This is a genomic window from Acidovorax sp. A79 (assembly GCF_041154505.1).
Classification (GTDB): Bacteria; Pseudomonadota; Gammaproteobacteria; order Burkholderiales; family Burkholderiaceae_C; genus Acidovorax.
Map to the genome: position 1 here is coordinate 3,592,407 of NZ_AP028672.1, position 21,867 is coordinate 3,614,273.

The 21,867-nt window shown below is 68.0% G+C and carries 15 protein-coding genes; 11 read left to right on the plus strand and 4 right to left on the minus strand.

Features of this window, described 5'->3' with window-relative positions; all coding sequences use genetic code 11:
• Positions 1–122: 122 nt before the first annotated feature.
• The 3 genes from ACAM51_RS16465 to purU all read right to left on the minus strand — a co-directional run bounded on the left by ACAM51_RS16465 (position 123) and on the right by purU (position 4,093).
• Positions 123–2,117, minus strand: a complete 1,995-nt coding sequence (locus tag ACAM51_RS16465) for an ATP-dependent helicase (protein WP_218341370.1) — start codon at positions 2,115–2,117, stop codon at positions 123–125.
• Between the two features lie 205 nt (positions 2,118–2,322).
• The gene (locus ACAM51_RS16470; RefSeq protein ID WP_218297316.1) at positions 2,323–3,228 is read right to left on the minus strand and encodes a LysR substrate-binding domain-containing protein; all 906 of its coding nucleotides are present in this window, start codon (positions 3,226–3,228) and stop codon (positions 2,323–2,325) included.
• 13 nt (positions 3,229–3,241) lie between these two features.
• A complete protein-coding gene (gene purU / locus ACAM51_RS16475; protein ID WP_369641215.1) occupies positions 3,242–4,093 on the minus strand; it encodes a formyltetrahydrofolate deformylase in 852 nt (283 codons plus the stop codon).
• Positions 4,094–4,146: 53 nt separating this feature from the next.
• Between purU and ACAM51_RS16480 the strand changes: the two genes are divergently transcribed.
• On the plus strand, positions 4,147–6,453 hold the full coding sequence (locus ACAM51_RS16480; RefSeq protein ID WP_218297314.1) for a bifunctional diguanylate cyclase/phosphodiesterase: 2,307 nt from the start codon (positions 4,147–4,149) through the stop codon (positions 6,451–6,453).
• Positions 6,454–6,471: 18 nt separating this feature from the next.
• Here the strand turns inward: ACAM51_RS16480 and ACAM51_RS16485 are convergent, their stop codons facing one another.
• Positions 6,472–7,368, minus strand: a complete 897-nt coding sequence (locus ACAM51_RS16485) for a ChaN family lipoprotein (RefSeq protein WP_369641216.1) — start codon at positions 7,366–7,368, stop codon at positions 6,472–6,474.
• 72 nt (positions 7,369–7,440) lie between these two features.
• Here ACAM51_RS16485 and ACAM51_RS16490 point away from each other — a divergent pair, with 72 nt between their 5' ends.
• From ACAM51_RS16490 to ACAM51_RS16535, 10 genes are all read left to right on the plus strand, one after another.
• Positions 7,441–9,441, plus strand: a complete 2,001-nt coding sequence (locus tag ACAM51_RS16490) for a type IV pili methyl-accepting chemotaxis transducer N-terminal domain-containing protein (RefSeq protein ID WP_255591675.1) — start codon at positions 7,441–7,443, stop codon at positions 9,439–9,441.
• A gap of 59 nt (positions 9,442–9,500) precedes the next feature.
• Complete coding sequence (locus ACAM51_RS16495) at positions 9,501–10,202, plus strand: response regulator (protein WP_218297400.1); 702 nt, start codon at positions 9,501–9,503, stop codon at positions 10,200–10,202.
• A gap of 341 nt (positions 10,203–10,543) precedes the next feature.
• Positions 10,544–11,836, plus strand: coding sequence for a nitrate/nitrite transporter (locus tag ACAM51_RS16500; RefSeq protein ID WP_369641217.1), 1,293 nt, complete (start codon positions 10,544–10,546; stop codon positions 11,834–11,836).
• A 19-nt stretch (positions 11,837–11,855) separates the two neighbouring features.
• The gene (locus ACAM51_RS16505) at positions 11,856–13,274 is read left to right on the plus strand and encodes a NarK family nitrate/nitrite MFS transporter (RefSeq protein ID WP_369641218.1); all 1,419 of its coding nucleotides are present in this window, start codon (positions 11,856–11,858) and stop codon (positions 13,272–13,274) included.
• Positions 13,275–13,308: 34 nt separating this feature from the next.
• Complete coding sequence (locus tag ACAM51_RS16510; protein ID WP_369641219.1) at positions 13,309–17,112, plus strand: nitrate reductase subunit alpha; 3,804 nt, start codon at positions 13,309–13,311, stop codon at positions 17,110–17,112.
• 23 nt (positions 17,113–17,135) lie between these two features.
• Positions 17,136–18,659 (plus strand): nitrate reductase subunit beta, encoded by a 1,524-nt coding sequence (gene narH / locus ACAM51_RS16515; protein WP_218297309.1) that lies wholly within the window; start codon positions 17,136–17,138, stop codon positions 18,657–18,659.
• A gap of 21 nt (positions 18,660–18,680) precedes the next feature.
• Positions 18,681–19,382 carry a nitrate reductase molybdenum cofactor assembly chaperone gene (narJ, locus tag ACAM51_RS16520; protein WP_369641220.1) on the plus strand — a complete coding sequence of 234 codons (702 nt, stop codon included), beginning with the start codon at positions 18,681–18,683 and terminating at the stop codon, positions 19,380–19,382.
• Positions 19,379–20,113: a respiratory nitrate reductase subunit gamma gene (narI, locus tag ACAM51_RS16525; RefSeq protein WP_218297307.1), complete on the plus strand. Its 735-nt coding sequence runs from the start codon at positions 19,379–19,381 to the stop codon at positions 20,111–20,113. The genes narJ and narI overlap by 4 nt, the downstream gene beginning before the upstream one ends.
• A 157-nt stretch (positions 20,114–20,270) precedes the next feature.
• Entirely contained in the window at positions 20,271–21,077 is an 807-nt protein-coding gene (locus tag ACAM51_RS16530) for a peptidylprolyl isomerase (protein ID WP_369643834.1), read from the plus strand.
• A gap of 30 nt (positions 21,078–21,107) precedes the next feature.
• Positions 21,108–21,788, plus strand: a complete 681-nt coding sequence (locus tag ACAM51_RS16535; protein ID WP_218297305.1) for a carbonic anhydrase — start codon at positions 21,108–21,110, stop codon at positions 21,786–21,788.
• Positions 21,789–21,867 lie beyond the last annotated feature (79 nt).

The following is a 21,867-nucleotide window of genomic DNA, read 5'->3' on the forward strand; positions in this document are numbered from 1 at the left end:
GGTGTGGCCGTTTGCTATCAATCAATGAGCGGCTGGCGCATATGGGCAAAGCGCTGGAGGCTCCTTTGTCTTGAATTGGGCCGGTGGGCGGCCCGCAGCCCCCCTCCTCACCCTCATCCTCCTCACACCGGCCCGGGGCTCACCGGGCGTTGGCTGCCTTCCAGAAGCCACAGGCGTTTGCTGGCGCGCGTCATGGCGACATACAGCATGTTGCGTTCGCGATAGGCCTCCTGCCGGGCGGCACTGCGCGGAAAGCGCCCGCGCTCCACCAGGGGCACGGCCACATGGTCGTATTCATGCCCCTTGCAGCGCTCCACCGTCAGCAGCTGCAGGCTGGAGGCTTCCTGCTGGGTGTGCTGGTGGATGCTGGCCTGCACCATGAGCGTGAGCCGGCCCAGGAACTCGTCCACGGACAAGCCGGCGCAGATGCGGGCCAGCGCTGCCAGGCTGTCCCTGCAGTAGCGCAGCTCCTGCGGGCTGATGGGCGCCTGCGCGAAGAAGCGGTGCACCAGCGGGTGCGCGCACAGCTGCCCGGCGTCGGCGCAGGCCTCGGGGGGCAAGGCCAGCAATTGTTCGCACACGGGGGACGCCACCGGGGCCTGGGGGTTGAAGCTGGCGCGCACCAGAAACCGGCGCACCAGGTCCTGCCTGCCGATGAGTTCCGCCGCCACGGCGCGGGTGTCCATTTCGACGGGGGAGTCCTCCACCAGCGCCTGCATGTCGAACGCGCCGTTGGCCAGCACGTCCTGGTCCGGCTGGCTGCCGCGCCGCACGTAGCGCAGCAGGCCTTCCATGGCGCTGCTCAGAATGCCCTGCGTGAGCCGCACGCCGGTGCCGCAGCCCTGCATGGCCCCCATGATGGCCAGCACCAGGGCGATCTCGCGGCGCTGGTAGAAGCGCTTCAGCCCCAAGCAGGCGTAGTGCACGCCTTCGTGGGCGAACATCCATTCCAGCAGGATGGAGTCTTCCGGCGACCGCAGCACCACGTTCAGGCAAGGAGGGGGCGTGGTGCCGCCGGGCGCGGGGGGCTGCTGGTGCAGCACGGCGTCGTGGATCGCCAGCAGTTGCCGGGCGCAATCCTCGTCGTCGGTGTAGCTGCGCCGCTCGAACGCGGAGGGCTTGGTGGGGTAGTGCGCGGCAAATTCCACGCCGAACAGGGGGTTCAGCCCCTGGCAGATGGCGTTGCCGAAGCGGTAGGTGGTGTTGAGGGCGACCACCTGGGTGTCCGCGGGCAGCTCCTGCCGGATGCGGGCCAGGCTGTCGCCGAAGACGGAGAACGCGCCGGGCAGGATGTGCTGGTTGAAGTCTCCCGCGCCGACGAACAGACCGTTGCCGCCCTGCACCAGATGCCGCAGCACCAGCATGGCGGCTTCGTCCAGGTCCTGCAGCTCATCGAACAGCACCGCATCGAAGCGCCCCTGCAGCGGCGCGAAGGCATCGCCGAAATCCAGCTCCCCGAGCTGCGTGGCCACTTCATACGTGCAGTCGCCCGGTGCGTAGAAATGCGGCTCGTGGTTCAGCCCCCGGCGCAGGCGTTCGTACTTCACCAGCAGCTGGTAGAGCCCGTAGTCGAGCTGGTGCTCGCGGCAGTAGGGCAGGGCGCCGAGGTCCGAGCGGTCCATGTCGCGCAGCAGCAGTTGCTGCTTGGCCCGGGCCTCGAAGTCGGCGAAGGCCTGCACGTCCAGTTCACGCGACAGGAAGTCGCCGGCCTCGGGCGCCCTGTCCAGCGCCGGGTCCTGGAGCAGCGCGGTGTGGGCCTGGCGGACCAGCAGGTTCTTTTGCAGGGGCTCGGTGACACGCACCAGCTCGTCGCCCTGTTCCTTGAGCACGGTGGCGCACAGCTGCTCCACGGTCATGATCTGCACCTGGCGCGGAATGGCTGGAACGAGCTTTTCCAGGCGCTGCGCAATGGCGGCCAGCCCGGCCTCCGAATACGCGAGCATCAGGATGCGGCTTGCGCCCTGGGTGCGCAGGAGGTCGGCGGCCTTGATGGCCAGGGTGGTGGTCTTGCCCGTGCCCGCGAGCGCGTTGACCAGCACCGCGCTCGCCGTGGCGTTGAGCACCGCGTTCTGCTCCAGCGTGGGGTATCTCTTCTTGAAGTGGGCGTCTTGTGGCACGGCGTGGTGAGATGGTGGAGAGGTCAAGAGACAGGACAGGCGAGAGGCGCGTGCCGGGTGACGGCGGCAGGCGGGCTGCGTGAATCTGGAACCCTGCGCGCCACAGGGGAGGGCGGGGTGGATCCGGTGTGCTATAAAATGTATAGCTATTGACGCTTTATAGGTAAGCGCTGGGGGCCAGAATGGCCTTGAATGCGGCGAGGGCTCAGGCCATGGTCTTGCGCAGCCACTCGGCGAACGCCGCGCACTCCCAGCGGTCCATGGTGCCCGTGCGCCAGCACAGGTAGTGTGCGTGGGGGCTGGTCGTATCGGTGTCGAACAGGCGCACCAGCGTGCCGTTCTCCAGCCACGGCGCCCCGAGCTTCAGGCGCACCAGCGCCACGCCCATGCCGGCGGCGGCGCCGTCGCACATCAGGCCGATGTCGTTGAACTGCGAGCCCTCGCTGGGCTCGGCCCAGTCCAGGCCCGTGGCGGCAAACCAGGTGCGCCAGGGCTCCAGCGGGCTGCGCAGCAGGGGCACGCCCTCCAGGTCCTCCGGCCGGTCGAACGGGCCGTGTTCGCGCACGAACGCGGGCGAGGCCAGCGGCGTGACCACGTCGCGGGCCAGCTCCACATGCTCCACGTCGGCGTAGTGACCGGGGCCAAAGCGCACCATCAGGTCGGCGTCCTCGGCCACCACGTCCAGCAGCGGGATGGACACCTGCAGCGCCAGGTCGATCTCGGGGTAGGCCTCGGTGAACTGGCGCAGGCGCGGAATGAGGATGGTGCGCGCGAACGTGGGCGTCACGGCCAGCTTGAGCCGCCGGCGCCCGGGCGCCGCAGCGGCCCCCGGAAACCGCTGCAGCGCGCCCAGGCCCTCGCGCACGTGGGCCAGGTAGGCGCTGCCCTCGGTGGTCAGCGAAAAATCGGCCCGCCCGAACAGCCGCACGCCCAGGATCTGTTCGAGCTGCTTGACCCGGTGGCTCACCGCGCTGGGCGTCACGCACAGCTCGTCCGCCGTCTGCGTCACGCTGCGCAGGCGGGCCAGGGCTTCAAACGTCAGCAGGCACTGTATCGGCGGGATGCGCCGTGCCGCGCTGCTGAGGAAGGAGGACGGAGCTGCCGTGGCCATGGGGCAGAACGGGCTAGCGGAAAACCACGGTCTTGTGGCCGTTGAGCAGCACGCGGTGCTCGCTGTGCCACTTCACGGCACGGGCCAGCACCTGGCTTTCGGTGTCGCGGCCCCGGGCCGTGAGGTCTTCCACCGTGTCGGTGTGGTCGGCGCGGGCCACGTCCTGCTCGATGATCGGGCCTTCGTCCAGGTCGGCCGTCACGTAGTGCGCCGTGGCGCCGATGAGCTTCACGCCCCGGTCGTGCGCCTGGTAATAGGGCTTGGCGCCCTTGAAGCTGGGCAGGAAGCTGTGGTGGATGTTGATCGCCCGGCCTGCCAACTTTTGACATAGGTCAAGAGAAAGCACCTGCATGTAGCGCGCCAGCACCACCAGTTCGGCGCCCTCGGCCTCGATAATCTCGTACTGCTTCGCTTCGGCCTGGGCCTTGGTCGCCGCGGTGACGGGAATGTGGTGGAACGGCACGTTGTAGCTGGCCGCGAGCTGGTAGAAGTCGCGGTGGTTGCTGACAATGGCGCGGATGTCGATGGGCAGCAGGCCGCTTTTCCAGCGGAACAGCAGGTCATTGAGGCAATGGCCTTCCTTGCTGACCATGAGCACCGTCTTCATGGGGGCGGCCGTGGCGTGCAGGCTCCAGCGCATGGTGTGGGGCTCCGCGAAGCTGGCCAGGCGGTTCTTGAGCGTGGCGTGGTCATGCTGGTCGCAGGCGAACTGCACCCGCATGAAGAACAGGCCGGTGGCGTGGTCGTTGTACTGGGCGGCTTCTTCGATGTTGCCGCCGTGCTCCAGCAGGAAGCCGGAGACTGCGTGCACCAGCCCGAGGCGGTCGGGGCAGGACAGAGTAAGGATGTAGGCGTTGGTCGTCATAGCTGCCCAATTGTCGCAGCATGGCTACAGGCGCCCAAGGAACGAGGGAATCGATGGTCAATCCGGGCGATGCCCCGCGTCTTGCCCCCTGGCGGGGGATGCTGCTGTACCTGGTGCTCGGGGTGGCCTGGGTGTTCGCGGGCGACGCGCTGCTGGCCCGCTGGGTGACCGACCCGGCCCAGCTCACGCACTGGCAGACCTGGAAAGGCTGGGGCTATGTGCTGGCCACCAGCGTGCTCGCCTGGTGCATGCTGCGGCGCATGCGCTACGCCGAGAAGGTGCGCTGGGCCATGGCCCGGGAGCTGGCCCAGGTGGTGCGCCATGCACCCGCGGGCTTCGCGCGCGTGGCGCCGGACGGCCGCTTCCTCTGGGCCAATGAGCGGCTGTGCGAGCTGCTGGGCGTGTCCCTGGCGCAGGTGCGCCACCTCAATTTCCACGATGTGATGCAGTCCCCCGACCCCGAGGGGGCCACCGCCCAGCTGGTGCGCCTGCTGGCGGGAGAGATCGACCACTGCGTGGACGAGCGCGAGTGCCGGCGGCCCGGCGGGACGCGCGGGGTGCCGGTGCTGTGCACCGTGACGCAGATCCCCGAAGCGGGCGACGAGCCCGCCCACCTGGTCTGCGTGGTGCAGGACCTGGACGAGATCAAGGCCGCGCGCGCCGCGCTGCAGACCAGCGAGGCCCGCCAGCGGCTGGCCGCCACGGTGGTGGACAACACCATCGAGGGCGTGGTGGTCACCGATGCGCACAGCCGCATCCTGTCCGCCAACGCGGCCGTGACACGGCTCCTGGGCTATACCGAGGAGGAACTGCTGGGCAAGACGCCGCGCGTGTTCAAGTCCGGCCGGCACGACAAGGCGTTCTACGAGGCCCTGTGGAGCACGCTGCGGCGCACGGGCCACTGGCAGGGCGAGATCTGGAACCGGCGCAAGAGCGGCGAGGTCTTCCCCGAGCACATGTCGCTGTCGGCCGTGCGCGACCCGGCGGGCGAGGTCACGCACTACGTGTGCATGTTCACCGACATCTCCGAGGAGAAGGCGCACCAGCGGCAGCTGGAATTCCTGGCGCACAACGACGCGCTCACGGGGCTGTCCAACCGCGCCTGGTTCGGCCACCAGCTGGAGCAGGTGGTGCAGGAGGCGCGCGCCAGCGGCGAGCACATCGCCGTGCTGCTGCTCAACCTGGACCGTTTCAAGGACGTGAACGACAGCTACGGCCACACCACGGGCGACGAGGTGCTCAAGCACATCGCGCGGCAGGTGCAGTCGGCCCTGCGGCCCGGCGACGTGCTGGGGCGGCTGGCCGGCGACGAGCTGGCCGTGGTGGCGCGCCACCTGCGCCATGCGGACGGCGCTGCGGCCGTGGCGCGCCACCTCATCACCGCCGTGGCCGAGCCCTGGCGCTCGCCCGACGGCTTCGAGGTGGTGGCCGGCGTGAGCGTGGGCATCTGCATGTTCCCCGAACACGCCGCCACCACCGAACTGCTGCTGCAGGGCGCGCACGCTGCGGTGTACGGCGCTAAGGCCCGGGGCCGTGGCGCGTGGTGCTTCTTCCACGAAGCCATGACCCAGGCCGCGCGCGAGCGGCTGGCGCTCGAATCGCGCCTGCGCCTGGCGCTGGCCCAGGGCCATCTGCAGATGCACTACCAGCCGCAGGTGGACATCGCCAGCGGGCGCATCCTGGGGGCCGAGGCGCTGGTGCGCTGGAACGACCCCGAGGAGGGGCTGATCTCGCCCGCGCGCTTCATCCCCGTGGCCGAGACCTCGGGCGTGATCGGCCCGCTGGGCGAATGGGTGCTGCGCGAGGTCTGCCGCCAGGGCCAGCAGTGGCGCGCCGAGGGCCTGCCCGACCTGACGCTGGCCGTCAACGTGTCGCCGCGCCAGTTCCACCTGACCGACCTGGCGGGGTGCACCTCGGCGGCGCTGGCCGACTCGGGCTTTCCCAGCGAATTGCTGGAGCTGGAGATCACCGAGTCCGCGCTGGCCGAGCGCACCGAGGAGGCGCGCCAGGTGCTGATGCGGCTGCGCAGCGTGGGCGTGCGGATCGCGGTGGACGACTTCGGCACGGGGTACTCATCGCTCGCGCAGCTCAAGCGCTTTCCCATCGACGTGCTCAAGATCGACCAGGGCTTCATCCGCGACATCCCCCAAAGCGCGGACGACATGGCCATCAGCGCGGCCATCATCGCCATGGGGCACAGCATGGGGCTGTCGGTGCTGGCCGAGGGGGTGGAGGACGAGGGCCAGCTGGCCTTCCTGAAGGCGCGCGGATGCGACGCCTACCAGGGCTACCTGTGCAGCCGCCCGCTGCCCGCCGACGGGTTCGCCGCGCTGCTGCGGGAGCGTGGCGAGCCGCGCTGAACGCTCGCCCCGCCGCCGTCAGCCGCCCGTGCGCGCGCCCTGGCCCCACTGCTGGCGCAGTTCCGCGCAATGGTCTCGGGGCGGCGGGGCGGGGGTCTCGATCACCGCATCTGCTTCGTTTTTGATAGCTTCCTGCGCTTTGCCTGCTTGCGCCAGGGCCACCTTTGACCTGAGATCCGAGGGCCAGTGCGTGGGCACGCCCAGGCTGCGCAGCACATGGCCGCCGCCGGCCACCAGCAGCACGGTCTGGCCGGGGCGCAGGGCCTCCCGCGCGGTGCGGGCCATGCTGGCGTCGCGCGCGATCTGGATGCGGGCCATGGGGGCGATCTGCGCCTCGGGCAGCAGGCCGCAGTGGCCCTCGCGCAGCGCCTCGTGCTGGCGCTGCAGCGCGGCGGCGGGCAGGTGCCGGTCCCACGCGGATTCGCCCATCGCCGCGCGCATGCCCGCGCGCGGCAGGTTGCCGCCCAGCACCGGCACGCCGGCGGCCACGGCTGCCATCACCACGGGGCCATAGGCCTGCCAGGGCCAGGCGGCGTCCTTCCATTGCAGGGCGGCCTGCACCTGGTCCGGGGTGGCGTCACGGGGCAGGCCGGTGGTGCCGTTCCCGCGCTCGGCCATCTCCAGCACCAGGGCCGCCAGCTGTCCGCGCGCCGCCAGCCACTGCACGGCCTCGCGCTGCAGGCGCTGGTGCTCGGGGGCATCGTGTTTTTCGCCCAGCAGCAGCACGTCGGCGGGCAGCAGGGCCTCAAGGCGCGCGGGCCAGGCGGCGGGCGACACCGGGGCGCTGGATTCAGGGCTGGCGCAGGCGCTCAGCGCCGCCGCCGTGGCGGCGGCCCAGGCCAGCGTACAAGCCCGCCAGCGGCCACGGGCCGGGGCCGAAGACGGTGCAAAGGTGCTCGGGTGCTGTGTGTGCATGGGGCGATGCTACGCGGCTGCGACTTGACGCAGGTCAAGACTTCGGGCGAACCCCCTGCCTACACTGGGCCGATGCGCTCCAAGCCCACCCTGACCACCAAGCTCCTGGCGATGGGTGGAGGCTTTCTGCTCGTGGCCCTGGCCTCCATCAGCCTCACGCTGTGGGTGACCTGGAAGCTGGAGGGCGGCGCGGCCGCCGTCAATGAGGCGGGCCGGCTGCGCATGAACATGCTGCGCATGGTGCTGGTGCTGCAGACCGAACCGCCCGAGGCGGTGCAGGAGCGCGCCCGCCTGTTCGATGCGAGCCTGGAGCTGCTGCGCACGGGCGATCCTTCGCGGCCGCTGTTCGTGCCCTGGAGCGCCGAGACGCGCACGCGCTTCGACGCGATCCGCGCGCAGTGGGCGCAGGCGCGCAGCGGCTGGGTGGCCACGCAGCCACCCGACCGCGCGCGTACGCTGGCGCAGGCCGACGCGTTCGTGCAGCAGGTGGACGGCTTCGTCGACGCGATCGAGCTGCAGATCGCGGGCTGGACGGCCGCGCTGCACCTGTTCCAGCTGTTCATGATGGCGCTGGCCATCGTGGCGGCCGTGACCTTCATGGCCGTGAGCTACCTGCTCGTCATCAACCCCGTGGCGCGCCTGCAGCAGGCCCAGGCCCGGCTGCGCCAGGGCGAGCTGGGCACGCGCCTGCCGGTCGATACCGATGACGAGTTCGGCCAGCTCTCGGCGGGCTTCAACCTCATGGCGCACGCGCTGCAGGCCTCGCACGACGAGCTGGAGCACAAGGTGCGCGACAAGACCGCCAGCATCGCCGTGAAGAACCAGCGCCTGGCCGCGCTGTACGAGGTGAGCGCGCTGGCGTCCACCGCGGGCAGCCTGGAGCTGCTGGCCCAGGGCTTCGTGCAGCAGATCCGCCGCGTGGCCGGGGCCGACGCGGCGGCCGTGCGCTGGTCCAACGAGGCCAACGAACGCTATGTGCTGCTGGCCGGTGACGGCCTGCCGCGCTCCATGGCCGACGGTGAGCACTGCCTGCACACGGGCAGCTGCCTGTGCGGCCAGCCCCAGGCCCAGGCGCGCACGCGGGTCATTCCCATCACGCCGTCCACCCACGTCGCGCTGCCCCACTGCCGCGAAGCGGGCTTTGAAACCATGGTGACCATCCCCGTGCAGATGCAGCAGCGCCTGCTGGGCGAGGTGGACCTGTTCTTCCGCTCCCAGGTCGAGCTGACCGACGAGCTGCGCGACCTGCTCGAAGCCATGACGCGCCACCTGGCCAGCGCCATGGAGGGCCTGCGCGCGACGGCGCTCGAGCGCGAGGCGGCGGTGGCCGAGGAGCGCAGCCTGCTGGCGCGCGAACTGCACGACTCCATCGCGCAGTCGCTGGCCTTCCTCAAGATCCAGACCCAGCTGCTGCGCGACGCGGTGGCGCGCGGCGACGAGGCCAAGCGCGACCGCAGCATCGGCGAGCTGGACGTGGGCGTGCGCGAGTGTTATGCCGACGTGCGCGAGCTGCTGGTGCACTTTCGCACGCGCACCAGCGAGGAGGACATCGAGTCCGCCCTGCGCGCCACGCTGTCCAAGTTCGAGCACCAGACCGGCATGGCCACCGTGCTCAGCATGGTGGGCCATGGGCTGCCGCTGCCGCCGGACCTGCAGATCCAGGTGCTGCACATGGTGCAGGAAGCGCTGTCGAACGTGCGCAAGCATTCGGGCGCCACGCGCGTGGAACTGCTGGTGCACCGGCACCCGCGCTGGCGCTTCGAGGTGCAGGACAACGGCAAGGGCTTCGACGTGGCCAGCGTGCCGCCCGACTCGCTGCACGTGGGCCTGGGCATCATGCGCGAGCGGGCCCAGCGCGTGGGGGCGGCCCTGCAGGTCGAATCCGCGCCGGGCCAGGGCACGCGCGTGTGCATCGAGCTGCCCACGGTGACGGCCGCCGCCCCCATGCCTGCGCCGCCGGCGCACCCGCCCGCCACCCCGCCATCCGTGGCCCGCGCCTCGCGCGGCACGCCGCCTGGCGCGGACACCCCCTCTGCCGCAGCCACCAGCCCGGTGGCGGCGCACGCACCATGAACAACACCACCACCACCGCCCCTTTTCCGGCAGCTGTCCCTGCGCACCCGGACGCCCCGGTGCAGCCGCCGGTGACCCTGCTCGTGGTGGACGACCACACGCTGTTCCGCCGGGGGCTGATCGCCCTGCTGGGGCAGGACGCGGGCCTCCTGGTGCTGGGCGAGGCGGGCGACGCCGCCGAGGCGCTGCGCCTGGCGCCCCAGCTGCGGCCCCAGGTGATCCTGCTGGACAACCACCTGCCCGGCGTGATGGGCGTGGACGCCATCCGGGGGCTGCGCGAAGTGGCGCCCGCATCGCGCGTGCTCATGCTCACCGTGAGCGAGGATTCGCAAGACCTGGCCGCCGCGCTGCGCAATGGCGCGCAGGGCTACCTGCTCAAGACCATCGACGGCGACCTGCTCGCCCAGGCCATCCGCCGCGCGGCACGCGGCGAGCCGGTGGTCAGCCCCGAGCTCATGGGCAAGCTGGTGGCGGCGTTCCAGTCGCAAGGCGCGCCCGAGGCGCCGCCAGCCCACGCCCTGGCGTCCGCGCCCGCGCCGCTGCAGGCCGATCCCGCGGGCGGTGTGGCGCCGCTCTCGCCGCGCGAGGAGGACGTGCTGCGCGAGATCGCGCGCGGCGCGAGCAACAAGGAAATCGCGCGCACCCTGGACATCGCCGAGACCACGGTGAAGATCCACGTGCAGCACATCCTGCGCAAGCTGGGCCTCACCTCGCGCGTGCAGGCGGCGGTCTACGCCTCGGACCGCCAGCGCACGGAGTAGAGGGTGCCCACGGCCGCCATCCCCGGTGGCCGCATGCGGTGATTTGCTACTGAATTGGTAGCTTTTGGCGCTTGTCCATCCAGCGCGAAAGCCTGTTTTCTCTCGATATCCAACCCCGGTGGGCCCGGCATTGGCGGCCCGTGCGCGCGCGCCGGGGACTTTGCTGCACCCAGACGGCCCCGGTGTCCATAGTTCCTTCGGACGATGCGCGGGCCTCGCGGCGCCCTCCGGCCTAGTCCTTCTGCCGTGGCGCGGGTGTGCTTGCGAAGGATGTTCAGGGCGGCCCTGAAAACGGACCATACAGCCATACCCCAAAGAGAAGAAGGAAGAGGAACCGCGCAATGGCACACACCACCTTGCCCCCGGGCGAAAGCCCACAGCGCACCCGCCAGGCCTGGTCGGTGCTGATCGTCAGCACCTTCGCATTCACCGTCTGCTTCATGGTCTGGATGATGTTCGGCGTCATCGGCATCCCCATCAAGAAGATGCTCAACCTGAACTCCACGCAGTTCGGGCTGCTCATGTCCATGCCCGTGCTCACGGGCTCGCTGGTGCGCGTGCCGCTGGGCATCTGGACCGACCGCTTCGGCGGCCGCATCGTGATGGCCGCCGTGATGGCGACCACCGTGCCCGCCATCTGGATGATGGGCTACGCCACCGAGTACTGGCACTTCCTCACCATCGGCCTGTTCGTGGGGCTGGCGGGGGGCTCGTTCTCGGTGGGCACGCCCTACGTGGCGCGCTGGTTCCCCAAGCACCGCCAGGGCACGGCCATGGGCGTGTACGGCGCGGGCAACTCGGGCGCGGCGGTGAACAAGTTCGTGGCCCCGGTGCTGCTGGTGGCCTTTGGCTGGACCATGGTGCCGCAGGTGTACGCGGCCATCATGCTGGGCACGCTGGTGCTGTTCTGGCTGTTCAGCTACAGCGACCCGGCCCACCTGGTGGGAAGCAACGTCAAGTTCACCGACCAGCTCAAGGCGCTCAAGGACCCCAAGGTACTCAAGTACTGCCAGTACTACAGCATCGTGTTCGGCGGCTACGTGGCGCTGTCGCTGTGGATGGTGCAGTACTACGTGGGCGAGTTCGGCCTGGACATCCGCGTGGCGGCGTTGCTGGCCGCCTGCTTCTCGCTGCCCGGCGGCGTGCTGCGCGCCATCGGCGGCATGCTGTCTGACAAGTACGGCGCCCACAGCGTGACCTGGTGGGTGATGTGGGTGAGCTGGATCTGCCTGTTCCTGCTGAGCTACCCGCAGACCGACTTCACCATCGCCACCGTCAACGGCCCGAAGACCTTCCACATCGGCCTGAACGTCTACCTGTTCACCGGCCTGATGTTCCTGCTGGGCATTGCCTGGGCCTTCGGCAAGGCCAGTGTCTTCAAGTACATCAGCGACGACTACCCCCACAACATCGGCGCCATCAGCGGCATCGTGGGCCTGGCCGGCGGGCTGGGCGGCTTCATCCTGCCCATCCTGTTCGGCGCGCTGATGGACCTCACCGGCATCCGCTCCAGCGCTTTCATGCTGATGTACGGCGTGGTGTGGGTCTCGCTGATCTGGATGTACTTCACCGAAGTGCGCAACACCCGTCTCATGGGCTCGCCGAACGCCGCCGCACCGGCTGGCGCCCGCTGATTTTTCAAGGAACCTCACCATGTCTGCCACCACCACCAGCGGGCGCCAGGGGCGCCTGCTCACCCTCTGGGCTCCGGAGGACAAGTCGTTCTGGGAGCGCGAAGGCGAGGCCGTCGCCAAGCTCAACCTGTGGATCTCGGTGCCCGCGCTGTTCCTGGCCTTCGCCATCTGGCAGGTCTGGAGCGTGGTCGCCGTGAGCCTGCCGGGCCTCGGGTTCAAGTATTCGACCAACCAGCTGTTCTGGCTGGCGGCGGCGCCCGCGCTCTCGGGTGCCACGCTGCGCATCTTCTATTCATTCATGGTGCCGCTCGTGGGCGGACGCCGCTGGACGGCGATCTCCACCGCCTCGCTGCTGATCCCCGCCATCGGCATCGGCTTTGCGGTGCAGGACAACACCACGGCCTACCCCACCATGCTCATCCTGGCGCTGCTGTGTGGCCTGGGCGGCGGCAACTTCAGCTCCAGCATGGCCAACATCAGCTTCTTCTTTCCGAAGGAGCGCAAGGGCTCGGCGCTGGGGGTGAACGCGGGCCTCGGTAACCTGGGCGTGTCGGTGGTGCAGTTCCTGACCCCGCTCGTGGTCACGGCCGGCATCTTCGGCATCTTTGGCGGCGAAGGCCAGACCATTGTGAAGAACGGCCAGACCGTGCAGGTGTGGACGCAGAACGCCGCCTTCATCTGGGTGCCATGGATCGCGCTGACGGCGCTGGCCGCCTGGTTCGGCATGAACGACATCGCCGACGCGCGCGCCTCGTTCGCCGCGCAGGCCGCGATCTTCAGGCGCAAGCACAACTGGCTGATGTGCGTGCTGTACCTGGGCACCTTCGGCTCGTTCATCGGCTATGCGGCGGGCTTTCCGCTGCTCATCAAGAGCCAGTTCCCCGGCGTGAACCCCCTGGCCTACGCCTGGCTGGGCCCGCTGGTGGGCGCCGTGATCCGCCCCTTTGGCGGCTGGCTGGCCGACAAGCTCGGCGGTGCGCGCGTCACGCTGTGGAACTTCATCGTCATGGCCATCGCGGTGGTGGGCGTCACGTTCTTCCTGCCCTCCGGCGGCCCCGGCGGCAACGAAGGCCAGTTCGCGGGTTTCTTCGTGTGTTTCCTGGTGCTGTTCCTCACCACCGGCATCGGCAACGGCTCCACCTTCCGCATGATCCCCGTGATCTTCCTGACCGAAGCCATGCGCGGCGTGGACCGCAACGACCCGGCCGCCATCGCGCATGCCAACAAGGAAGGCAACACCCTGGGCGCGGCCACGCTGGGCTTCACCGCCGCCATGGCCGCCTACGGCGGGTTCTTCATTCCCAAGAGCTATGGCAGCTCGATTGCCCTGACCGGCAGCCCCCATGCCGCGCTGTGGACGTTCTTCGCGTTCTACATCGTCTGCATCGTCATCACCTGGTGGCACTACGCGCGCAAGAACGCCGCCATGCCTTGCTGAGCACACCTGAACAAGACAGAACAAGGAGCCCCCGATGAGCCATTTCCTCGATCGCCTTTCGTACTTCTCGCAGCCCCGCGAGACCTTTGCCCAGGGCCACGGCGAAACCAACGGTGAAGACCGCACCTGGGAAGACGCCTACCGCGACCGCTGGGCGCACGACAAGATCGTGCGCAGCACGCACGGCGTGAACTGCACGGGCAGCTGCAGCTGGAAGATCTACGTCAAGGGCGGCATCGTCACCTGGGAAACCCAGCAGACCGACTACCCCCGCACCCGGCCCGACCTGCCCAACCACGAGCCCCGTGGCTGCGCGCGCGGCGCCAGCTACAGCTGGTACCTGTACAGCGCCAACCGCGTGAAATACCCCATGGTGCGTGGCCGCCTGCTCAAGCACTGGCGCGCCGCCATTGCCCTGGCCAAGAGCCCGGTGGACGCCTGGGCCAGCATCGTCGAGAACGACGCTTCCAAGCGCGAATGGCAAAAGCAGCGCGGCCTGGGCGGCTTCGTGCGCAGCACCTGGGACGAAGTCAACCAGATGATCGCTGCGGCCAATGTCTACACGATCAAGAAACACGGCCCGGACCGCATCATCGGCTTCTCGCCCATCCCGGCGATGTCGATGATTTCGTACGCCGCTGGCAGCCGCTACCTGAGCCTGATCGGCGGCGTGTGCATGAGTTTTTACGACTGGTACTGCGACCTGCCTCCCAGCAGCCCGCAGACCTGGGGCGAGCAGACCGACGTGCCCGAGTCGGCCGACTGGTACAACAGCTCGTACATCATTGCCTGGGGCTCCAACGTGCCCCAGACGCGCACGCCCGATGCCCACTTCTTGACCGAGGTGCGCTACAAGGGCACCAAGGTGGTGTCCATCACGCCCGACTATTCCGAAGTCGCCAAGCTCGGCGACCTCTGGATGCACCCCAAGCAGGGCACCGACGCCGCCGTGGCCATGGCCATGGGCCATGTGATCCTGAAGGAGTTCTACTTCAAGGACGGCGGCAAGGGCCGCTCGGCGTACTTTGACGACTACGCCCGCCGCTACACCGACCTGCCGCTCTTGGTGGTGCTCAAGGAAAAGACGCTGCCCGATGGCCGCACGGTGATGGTGCCCGACCGCTATGTGCGCGCCAGCGACTTCCCCGGCCAGCTCGACCAGTCCAACAATCCCGACTGGAAGACGGTGGGCTACGACGAGCTGGGCCAGGTCACGCTGCCCAATGGTTCCATCGGCTTTCGCTGGGGGGCCGACGGCCGCCCCGACCAGGGCCTGTGGAACCTGGAGAACAAAGAGGCACGCACCGGCAACACCGTCAAGCTCAAGCTGTCGGTGATCGAGGACGGCGCGCAGGCCCATGACGTGGCCGACGTCGCCTTCCCGTACTTTGGCGGTGTGGCAACGCCCAACTTCACGGCCAACGAACAAGGTGGCGACGTGATGGTGCGCCGCGTGCCGGTGTCCCACCTGGAGCTGGCCGGGCACGAAGCCCAGGGCCGCGTGATGGTGGCCACGGTGTTCGACCTGCTGGCGGGCAACTACGGCATCGACCGAGGCCTGCCCGGCGAAGAGCCCGGTGGCGGTTACGACGCCGACCGCCCCTACACCCCTGCCTGGCAAGAGGCCATCACCGGCGTGCCGCGCGAGCAGATCATCACCGTGGCGCGCCAGTTCGCCGACAACGCCGACAAGACGCATGGCAAGTCCATGGTGATCATCGGCGCGGCGATGAACCACTGGTACCACTGCGACATGAACTACCGCGGCATCATCAACATGCTGATGCTGTGCGGCTGCATCGGCCAGAGCGGTGGCGGCTGGGCGCACTACGTGGGCCAGGAAAAGCTGCGGCCCCAGACCGGCTGGACGGCGCTGGCGTTTGCGCTGGATTGGATCCGCCCATCCCGCCAGATGAACAGCACGAGCTTCTTCTACGCCCACACCGACCAGTGGCGCTACGAGAAGCTGGGCATGGAGGAAATCCTCTCGCCCCTGGCCGACAAGAAGGCCTACCACGGTGCGCAGATCGACTACAACGTGCGCGCCGAGCGCATGGGCTGGCTGCCATCGGCTCCCCAGCTCAAGACCAATCCCATGCAGGTGGCCAAGGATGCCGCTGCCGCGGGTATGGACGCGAAGGATTACGTCGTCAAGTCTCTGAAGGACGGCACGCTCACGATGAGCTGCGAAGACCCGGACCATCCGTCCAACTGGCCGCGCAACATGTTCGTGTGGCGCTCCAACATCCTGGGCTCGTCGGGCAAGGGGCATGAATACTTCCTCAAGCACCTGCTGGGCACCACCCACGGCGTGCAGGGCAAGGACCTGGGCAAGGACGAAGCCAAGCCCGAGGAAGTGCAGTGGCACACCCACGCGCCCGAAGGCAAGCTGGACCTGCTGGTCACGCTCGATTTCCGCATGAGCACCACCTGCCTGTACTCCGACATCGTGCTGCCCACGGCCACCTGGTATGAGAAGAACGACCTCAACACCAGCGACATGCACCCCTTCATCCATCCGCTGTCCACCGCGGTGGACCCTGCCTGGCAGGCCAAGAGCGACTGGGAGATCTACAAAGGTTTCGCCAAGGCCGTGAGCGAGGTCAGCGTGGGCCACCTCGGCGTCGAAAAGGACGTGGTGCTCACGCCCATCATGCACGACACCCCCGGTGAAATGGCGCAGCCCTATGGCGTGCGCGACTGGAAGAACGGCGAGTGCGAACTCATCCCCGGCAAGACCGCGCCGCAGGTCACGGTGGTCGAGCGCGACTACCCTAACCTCTACAAGCGCTTCACCGCCCTGGGCCCCTTGATGGACAAGGCAGGCAACGGCGGCAAGGGCATCGGCTGGAACACGCAGACCGAAGTCGGCCAATTGGGCGACCTGAACGGCCGTGTGAAGGAAGAGGGCGTGACGCAAGGCATGCCCCGCATCGTGACCGACATCGACGCCACCGAAGTGGTGATGATGCTGGCCCCCGAAACCAACGGCCACGTGGCCTGCAAGGCCTGGGAGGCCCTGGGCAAGCAGACCGGGCGCGACCACGTGCACCTGGCGCTGCACCGCGAGGACGAGAAGATCCGCTTCCGCGACATCCAGGCGCAGCCGCGCAAGATCATCAGCTCGCCCACCTGGTCGGGGCTGGAGAGCGAAAAGGTCAGCTACAACGCCGGCTACACCAACGTGCACGAGTACATCCCATGGCGCACCCTCACGGGCCGCCAGCAGTTCTACCAGGACCACCCGTGGATGCGTGACTTCGGCGAAGGCTTTGTGAGCTACCGCCCACCGGTGCACCTGAAGACGCTGCACGAGGTCGAAGGCAAGAAGCCCAACGGCAACAAGGAAATCCAGCTGAACTTCATCACGCCGCACCAGAAGTGGGGCATCCACAGCACGTACAGCGACAACCTGATGATGCTCACGCTGAACCGGGGTGGCTCGGTGGTGTGGCTGAGCGAAGACGACGCCAAGGTCGCCGGCATCGTGGACAACGACTGGGTCGAACTCTTCAACGCCAACGGCGCCATCGCCGCCCGCGCGGTGGTGAGCCAGCGCGTGAACCCCGGCATGGTGATGATGTACCACTCGCAAGAGAAGATCATCAACACCCCCGGCTCCGAGATCACCGGCACGCGCGGCGGCATCCACAACTCGGTCACCCGCATCGTGCTCAAACCCACCCACATGATTGGTGGCTACGCGCAGTACAGCTACGGCTTCAACTACTACGGAACCATCGGCACCAACCGCGACGAGTTCGTGCTGGTGCGCAAGATGGACCGCGTGGACTGGCTCGACGATGAGCCCGTGTCCAGCACGGCAGCCCACGCCTGAAGCCGAAGACAAGGAGAAACACGATGAAAATTCGCGCACAAATCGGCATGGTGCTGAACCTGGACAAGTGCATCGGTTGCCACACCTGTTCCGTCACCTGCAAGAACGTCTGGACCAGCCGCCCCGGGGTGGAATACGCCTGGTTTAACAACGTCGAAACCAAGCCCGGCATCGGCTACCCCAAGGAATGGGAAAACCAGGACAAGTGGAACGGTGGCTGGGTGCGCAGCCCCGACGGCTCCATCGCGCCCCGCCAGGGCGGCAAGTGGAAGCTGCTCATGCGCATCTTCGCCAACCCCAACCTGCCGCAGATCGACGACTACTACGAACCTTTCACGTTCGACTACGACCACCTGCAGTCCGCGCCCGAGAGCAAGGCCGCGCCTACGGCCCGCCCGCGCAGCCTGATCACCGGCAAGCGCATGGAGAAGATCGAGTGGGGCCCGAACTGGGAAGAAATCCTGGGCGGCGAGTTCAGCAAGCGCAGCAAGGACAAGAACTTCGACGATGTGCAAAAGGACATCTACGGCCAGTTCGAAAACACCTTCATGATGTACCTGCCGCGCCTGTGCGAGCACTGCCTGAACCCGGCGTGTGTGGCGTCGTGCCCCAGCGGCTCGATCTACAAGCGCGAGGAAGACGGCATCGTGCTGATCGACCAGGACAAGTGCCGTGGCTGGCGCATGTGCGTCAGCGGCTGCCCCTACAAGAAGATTTATTACAACTGGCAGTCGGGCAAGGCCGAGAAGTGCATCTTCTGCTACCCGCGCATCGAGGCGGGCCAGCCCACCGTGTGCTCCGAGACCTGCGTGGGCCGCATCCGCTATCTGGGCGTGCTGCTGTATGACGCAGACCGCATCCAGGAAGCCGCCAGCGTGGAGCGCGACCGCGACCTGTACCAGGCGCAGCTCGACATCTTCCTGGACCCGAACGATCCGGACGTGATCAAGCAGGCCCGCATCGACGGCATCCCGGACAGCTGGATGGACGCCGCCCGCAACAGCCCGGTCTACAAGATGGCCGTGCAATGGAAGGTGGCCCTGCCGCTGCACCCCGAATACCGCACGCTGCCCATGGTCTGGTATGTGCCGCCGCTCTCGCCCATCACGGCCGCCGCCAACGCAGGCCATGTGGGCGTGAATGGAGACATCCCGGATGTGTCGCAGTTGCGCATCCCCGTGCAGTACCTCGCCAACCTGCTGACCGCTGGCGATACCGGCCCTGTGGTGCGGGCCCTGGAACGCATGCTGGCCATGCGCACCTACCAGCGCGACAAGCATGTGGAGCAGCGCCAGAACCTGGCCGTGCTCAAGCAGGCGGGCCTGTCGATGGCCGAGGTGGAGGAGATGTACCACGTGATGGCGATTGCCAACTACGAGGACCGCTTCGTCATCCCATCGGCCCACCGCGAATATGCCGAAAACGCGTTCGACATCCGGGGTGGTTGCGGCTTCTCGTTTGGCAACGGCTGTTCCGATGGCGCCACCGAGACCAGCATGTTCGGCGGAAAGAAGCCCCGCACGATCCCGATCAAAGCCACGGTCTGAAGCACAGGCAAAGGAATCACCATGTTCAAGAAGAACCCGACCTCCGTGCGCCTGACCCTGCGCGCCCTGGGCTACCTGCTGAGCTACCCCGATGCGCAACTGCGCGGCGTGATGCCGCAGCTCATCGACGCGCTGCAGGTGGAGCAGGCCCTGACCCCCGAGCGCATGGCCGAGCTCGAAGCCGTGTGCCAGCACCTTGCGGCAATCGACCCGCTGGAAGCCGAAGCCCGCTACGTGGACAACTTCGACCGGGGCCGCCAGACCTCGCTGCACCTGTTCGAGCATGTGCACGGCGACTCGCGCGACCGGGGTCCGGCGCTCATCGACCTGCTGCAGACCTACGACAAGGCGGGCCTGAAGTTCGAAGCCGAAGAGCTGCCCGACCACCTGCCGGTGGTGCTGGAGTTCGCCTCCACCCAGCCGGTGGAAGTGGCCAGGGAGTTCCTGGGCGAAATGGCCCACATCCTGAACGCGCTGTTCAGCGCGCTGGTGGCGCGCAACAGCCCCTATGCCAGCGTGATTGCTGCGGTGCTCGAAGTGTCGGGCCAGCGCGTGCAGTCGGTGGCGCTCACGCCCGAGCCGCCCATGGACGAGGCCTGGGCCGAGCCCGAAGCGTTTGGCGGTTGCAGCACCCAGGGCCAGTCCAAGCCCGACCAGCCGCAGCCTCTGCATTTTGTTCGTACCCCCCGCGCCGAGCGGGCACCAGAAGGAGTCTCCGTATGACCGCCTGGCTTGACACCCTGTTGTTTGGCATCTATCCCTATATTTGCCTCGCTGTCTTTTTCATCGGCAGCTGGGCGCGGTTCGACCGCGACCAGTACACCTGGAAAAGCGATTCCTCCCAGCTGCTGCGCACCGGCAGCCTGCGCTGGGGCAGCAACCTGTTCCATGTGGGTGTGTTGTTCCTGTTCTTTGGCCATACCGTGGGCATGCTCACGCCGCACTTCTTGTATGAGCACTTCATCGGCGCAGGCGCCAAGCAGCTCATGGCCATGGTGTCGGGGGGCATTGCAGGCCTGATGGGTTTCGTGGGCCTGTCCCTCCTGCTGCACCGCCGCCTGTCGGATGCGCGCATCCGCGCCACCTCCAAGACCAGCGACATCCTGATCCTGGTGCTGCTGTGGGTGCAACTGGCGCTGGGCCTGGCCACCATTCCGCTATCGGCACAACATCTGGACGGCTCCATGATGATGCGCCTGGCTGAGTGGGGGCAACGCATCGTCACGTTCCGCAGTGGCGCGGTCGACCTGCTGGCCGGTGCGGGATGGATCTTCAAGACGCACATGTTCCTGGGCATGAGCATCTTCCTGATCTTCCCCTTCACCCGCCTGGTGCATGTGTGGAGCGGCTTTGGCACGCTGGCCTATGTGCTGCGCCCCTACCAGGTGGTGCGTGCGCGCCGCCTGAACCTGCCGCCCGGCCACATGCAGTCGCAAGACCGCCGTGGCGCTTGATTTCGCATCACAAAAGGAGCACACCATGAGCGGATGTGGAACCGGTAGCTGCGGTTGCGGCACCAGCGCAACCAGCCAGAGCGCCCCCCAAAGCATGCTTTCCCCGGAGCAGACGGCCGCCTACGAGGCGCTCTCCGCCACGGTAGGAGCGACTGCCATGGCAGACTCGCCCGCCATGGCAACCCCTCAGCCCATGGGGCAGGCCCCGGTGGCGCGCATCAACGGCGTGGCATTGAATTCAACGGCCGAGTGGCTGGATGAGGAGGCCCTGCGCCAGCGTGCCTGCACCGAGCTGCTGCGACAGGCGGCCCAGCAAGGCGGCCTGCTGGCGCAGGACGACGTGCCGGGTGTCGAAGGTGCCATCAGCACCGAGGCCTCGAATGCCATCGAGCAGCTGCTGGAGCGCGAGCTGCCCATCCCCGACCCGTCGGAAGAGGCCTGCCGCCGCTACCACGACGCCCACCCTGCGGCACACGCCCATGGCGGGCGGGCCCAGCTGCGCCACGTGCTGTTCGCCGTGACGCCGGGTGTGGACGTGAAGCAGCTGCGCCTGCGTGCCGAGGCCATGTTGATCGACCTGCGCTGCGCGGACGATGGGGGCGCGAAGTTTGCCGAGGCGGCTGCGCAGTGGTCCAACTGCCCCAGCGGCCAGCAAGGCGGCGACCTGGGCTGGCTGACCCGCGCCGACTGCGCCCCCGAGTTCGCCCGCGAGGTGTTTGGCAGCGCCGAGATCGGCGTGCTCGCACGCCTTGTGCACAGCCGGTTTGGCCTGCATGTGGTGGAGGTGGTGGCCCGCGACCCGGGGCAGCAGCCGTCGTTCGAGGAAGTGCGCCGGGCCATCGCCCTCACGTTGCGCCAGCAGGCCTGGGTGAACGCCCTGCGCCAGTACCTGCAGGTGCTGGCGGGCGCGGCCGTGGTGGACGGCGTGTCGCTGGACGCGGCCGACTCGCCGCTTGTACAGTAGTTGCACCGCACGCCACCCGATTGCCTGCCCATGCCCGACGAGCTGCTTGATCGCCTGCGCCGCTTCCACAACGACGCCTTTCCCCAGTACCGCGAGCAGTTCCAGGCGCTGGTGGACGAAGGGCAGCACCCGACCACCCTGTTCATCGGCTGCTCCGACTCGCGCCTGGTGCCCTATCTGCTCACGGGCGCGGGCCCGGGGGAGCTTTTCCTGGTGCGCAACGTGGGTGCGTTCATCCCGCCGTATGACGGATCTCACGGTCACCATGGCACCACGGCGGCCATCGAGTTCGCGGTGCTCAACCTGCAGGTGCGCCGCATCGTGGTGTGCGGCCACAGTCACTGTGGGGCTATCAAGGCGATGTATGGTGAGGTTTCGCCCGAAGCGCCCAACCTGAACCGCTGGCTGGACCTGGGGCGCGAGGCCCTGCTGCCGATGCAGGCTGGCCCCGAGGTGCTGCGCCGCACCGAGCAGCGCGCGGTGGTGCTGCAGCTCGAACGCCTCATGGAGTACCCCATGGTGCGCAGCCGCGTGCAGTCAGGGCAGATCAGCCTGCACGGCTGGCACTATGTGATCGAGGAAGGAGAAGTCCATGTGTTTGATGTCAAGACGGGCGGTTTTGTGCCGGCCTCGCGGGCGGACAACAGCGGAACCGGTCCTTACCATCCGTACGTGGAGCATGATGGGCAGGTTCTTCTGGACGAGCTTTGACCTTGTCGGGCATGCTCGTGGCAGATCCGCGAGGAATGAGTCCCTCTTGATGGAACGCAAGACCTCACTGGCGTGAAAC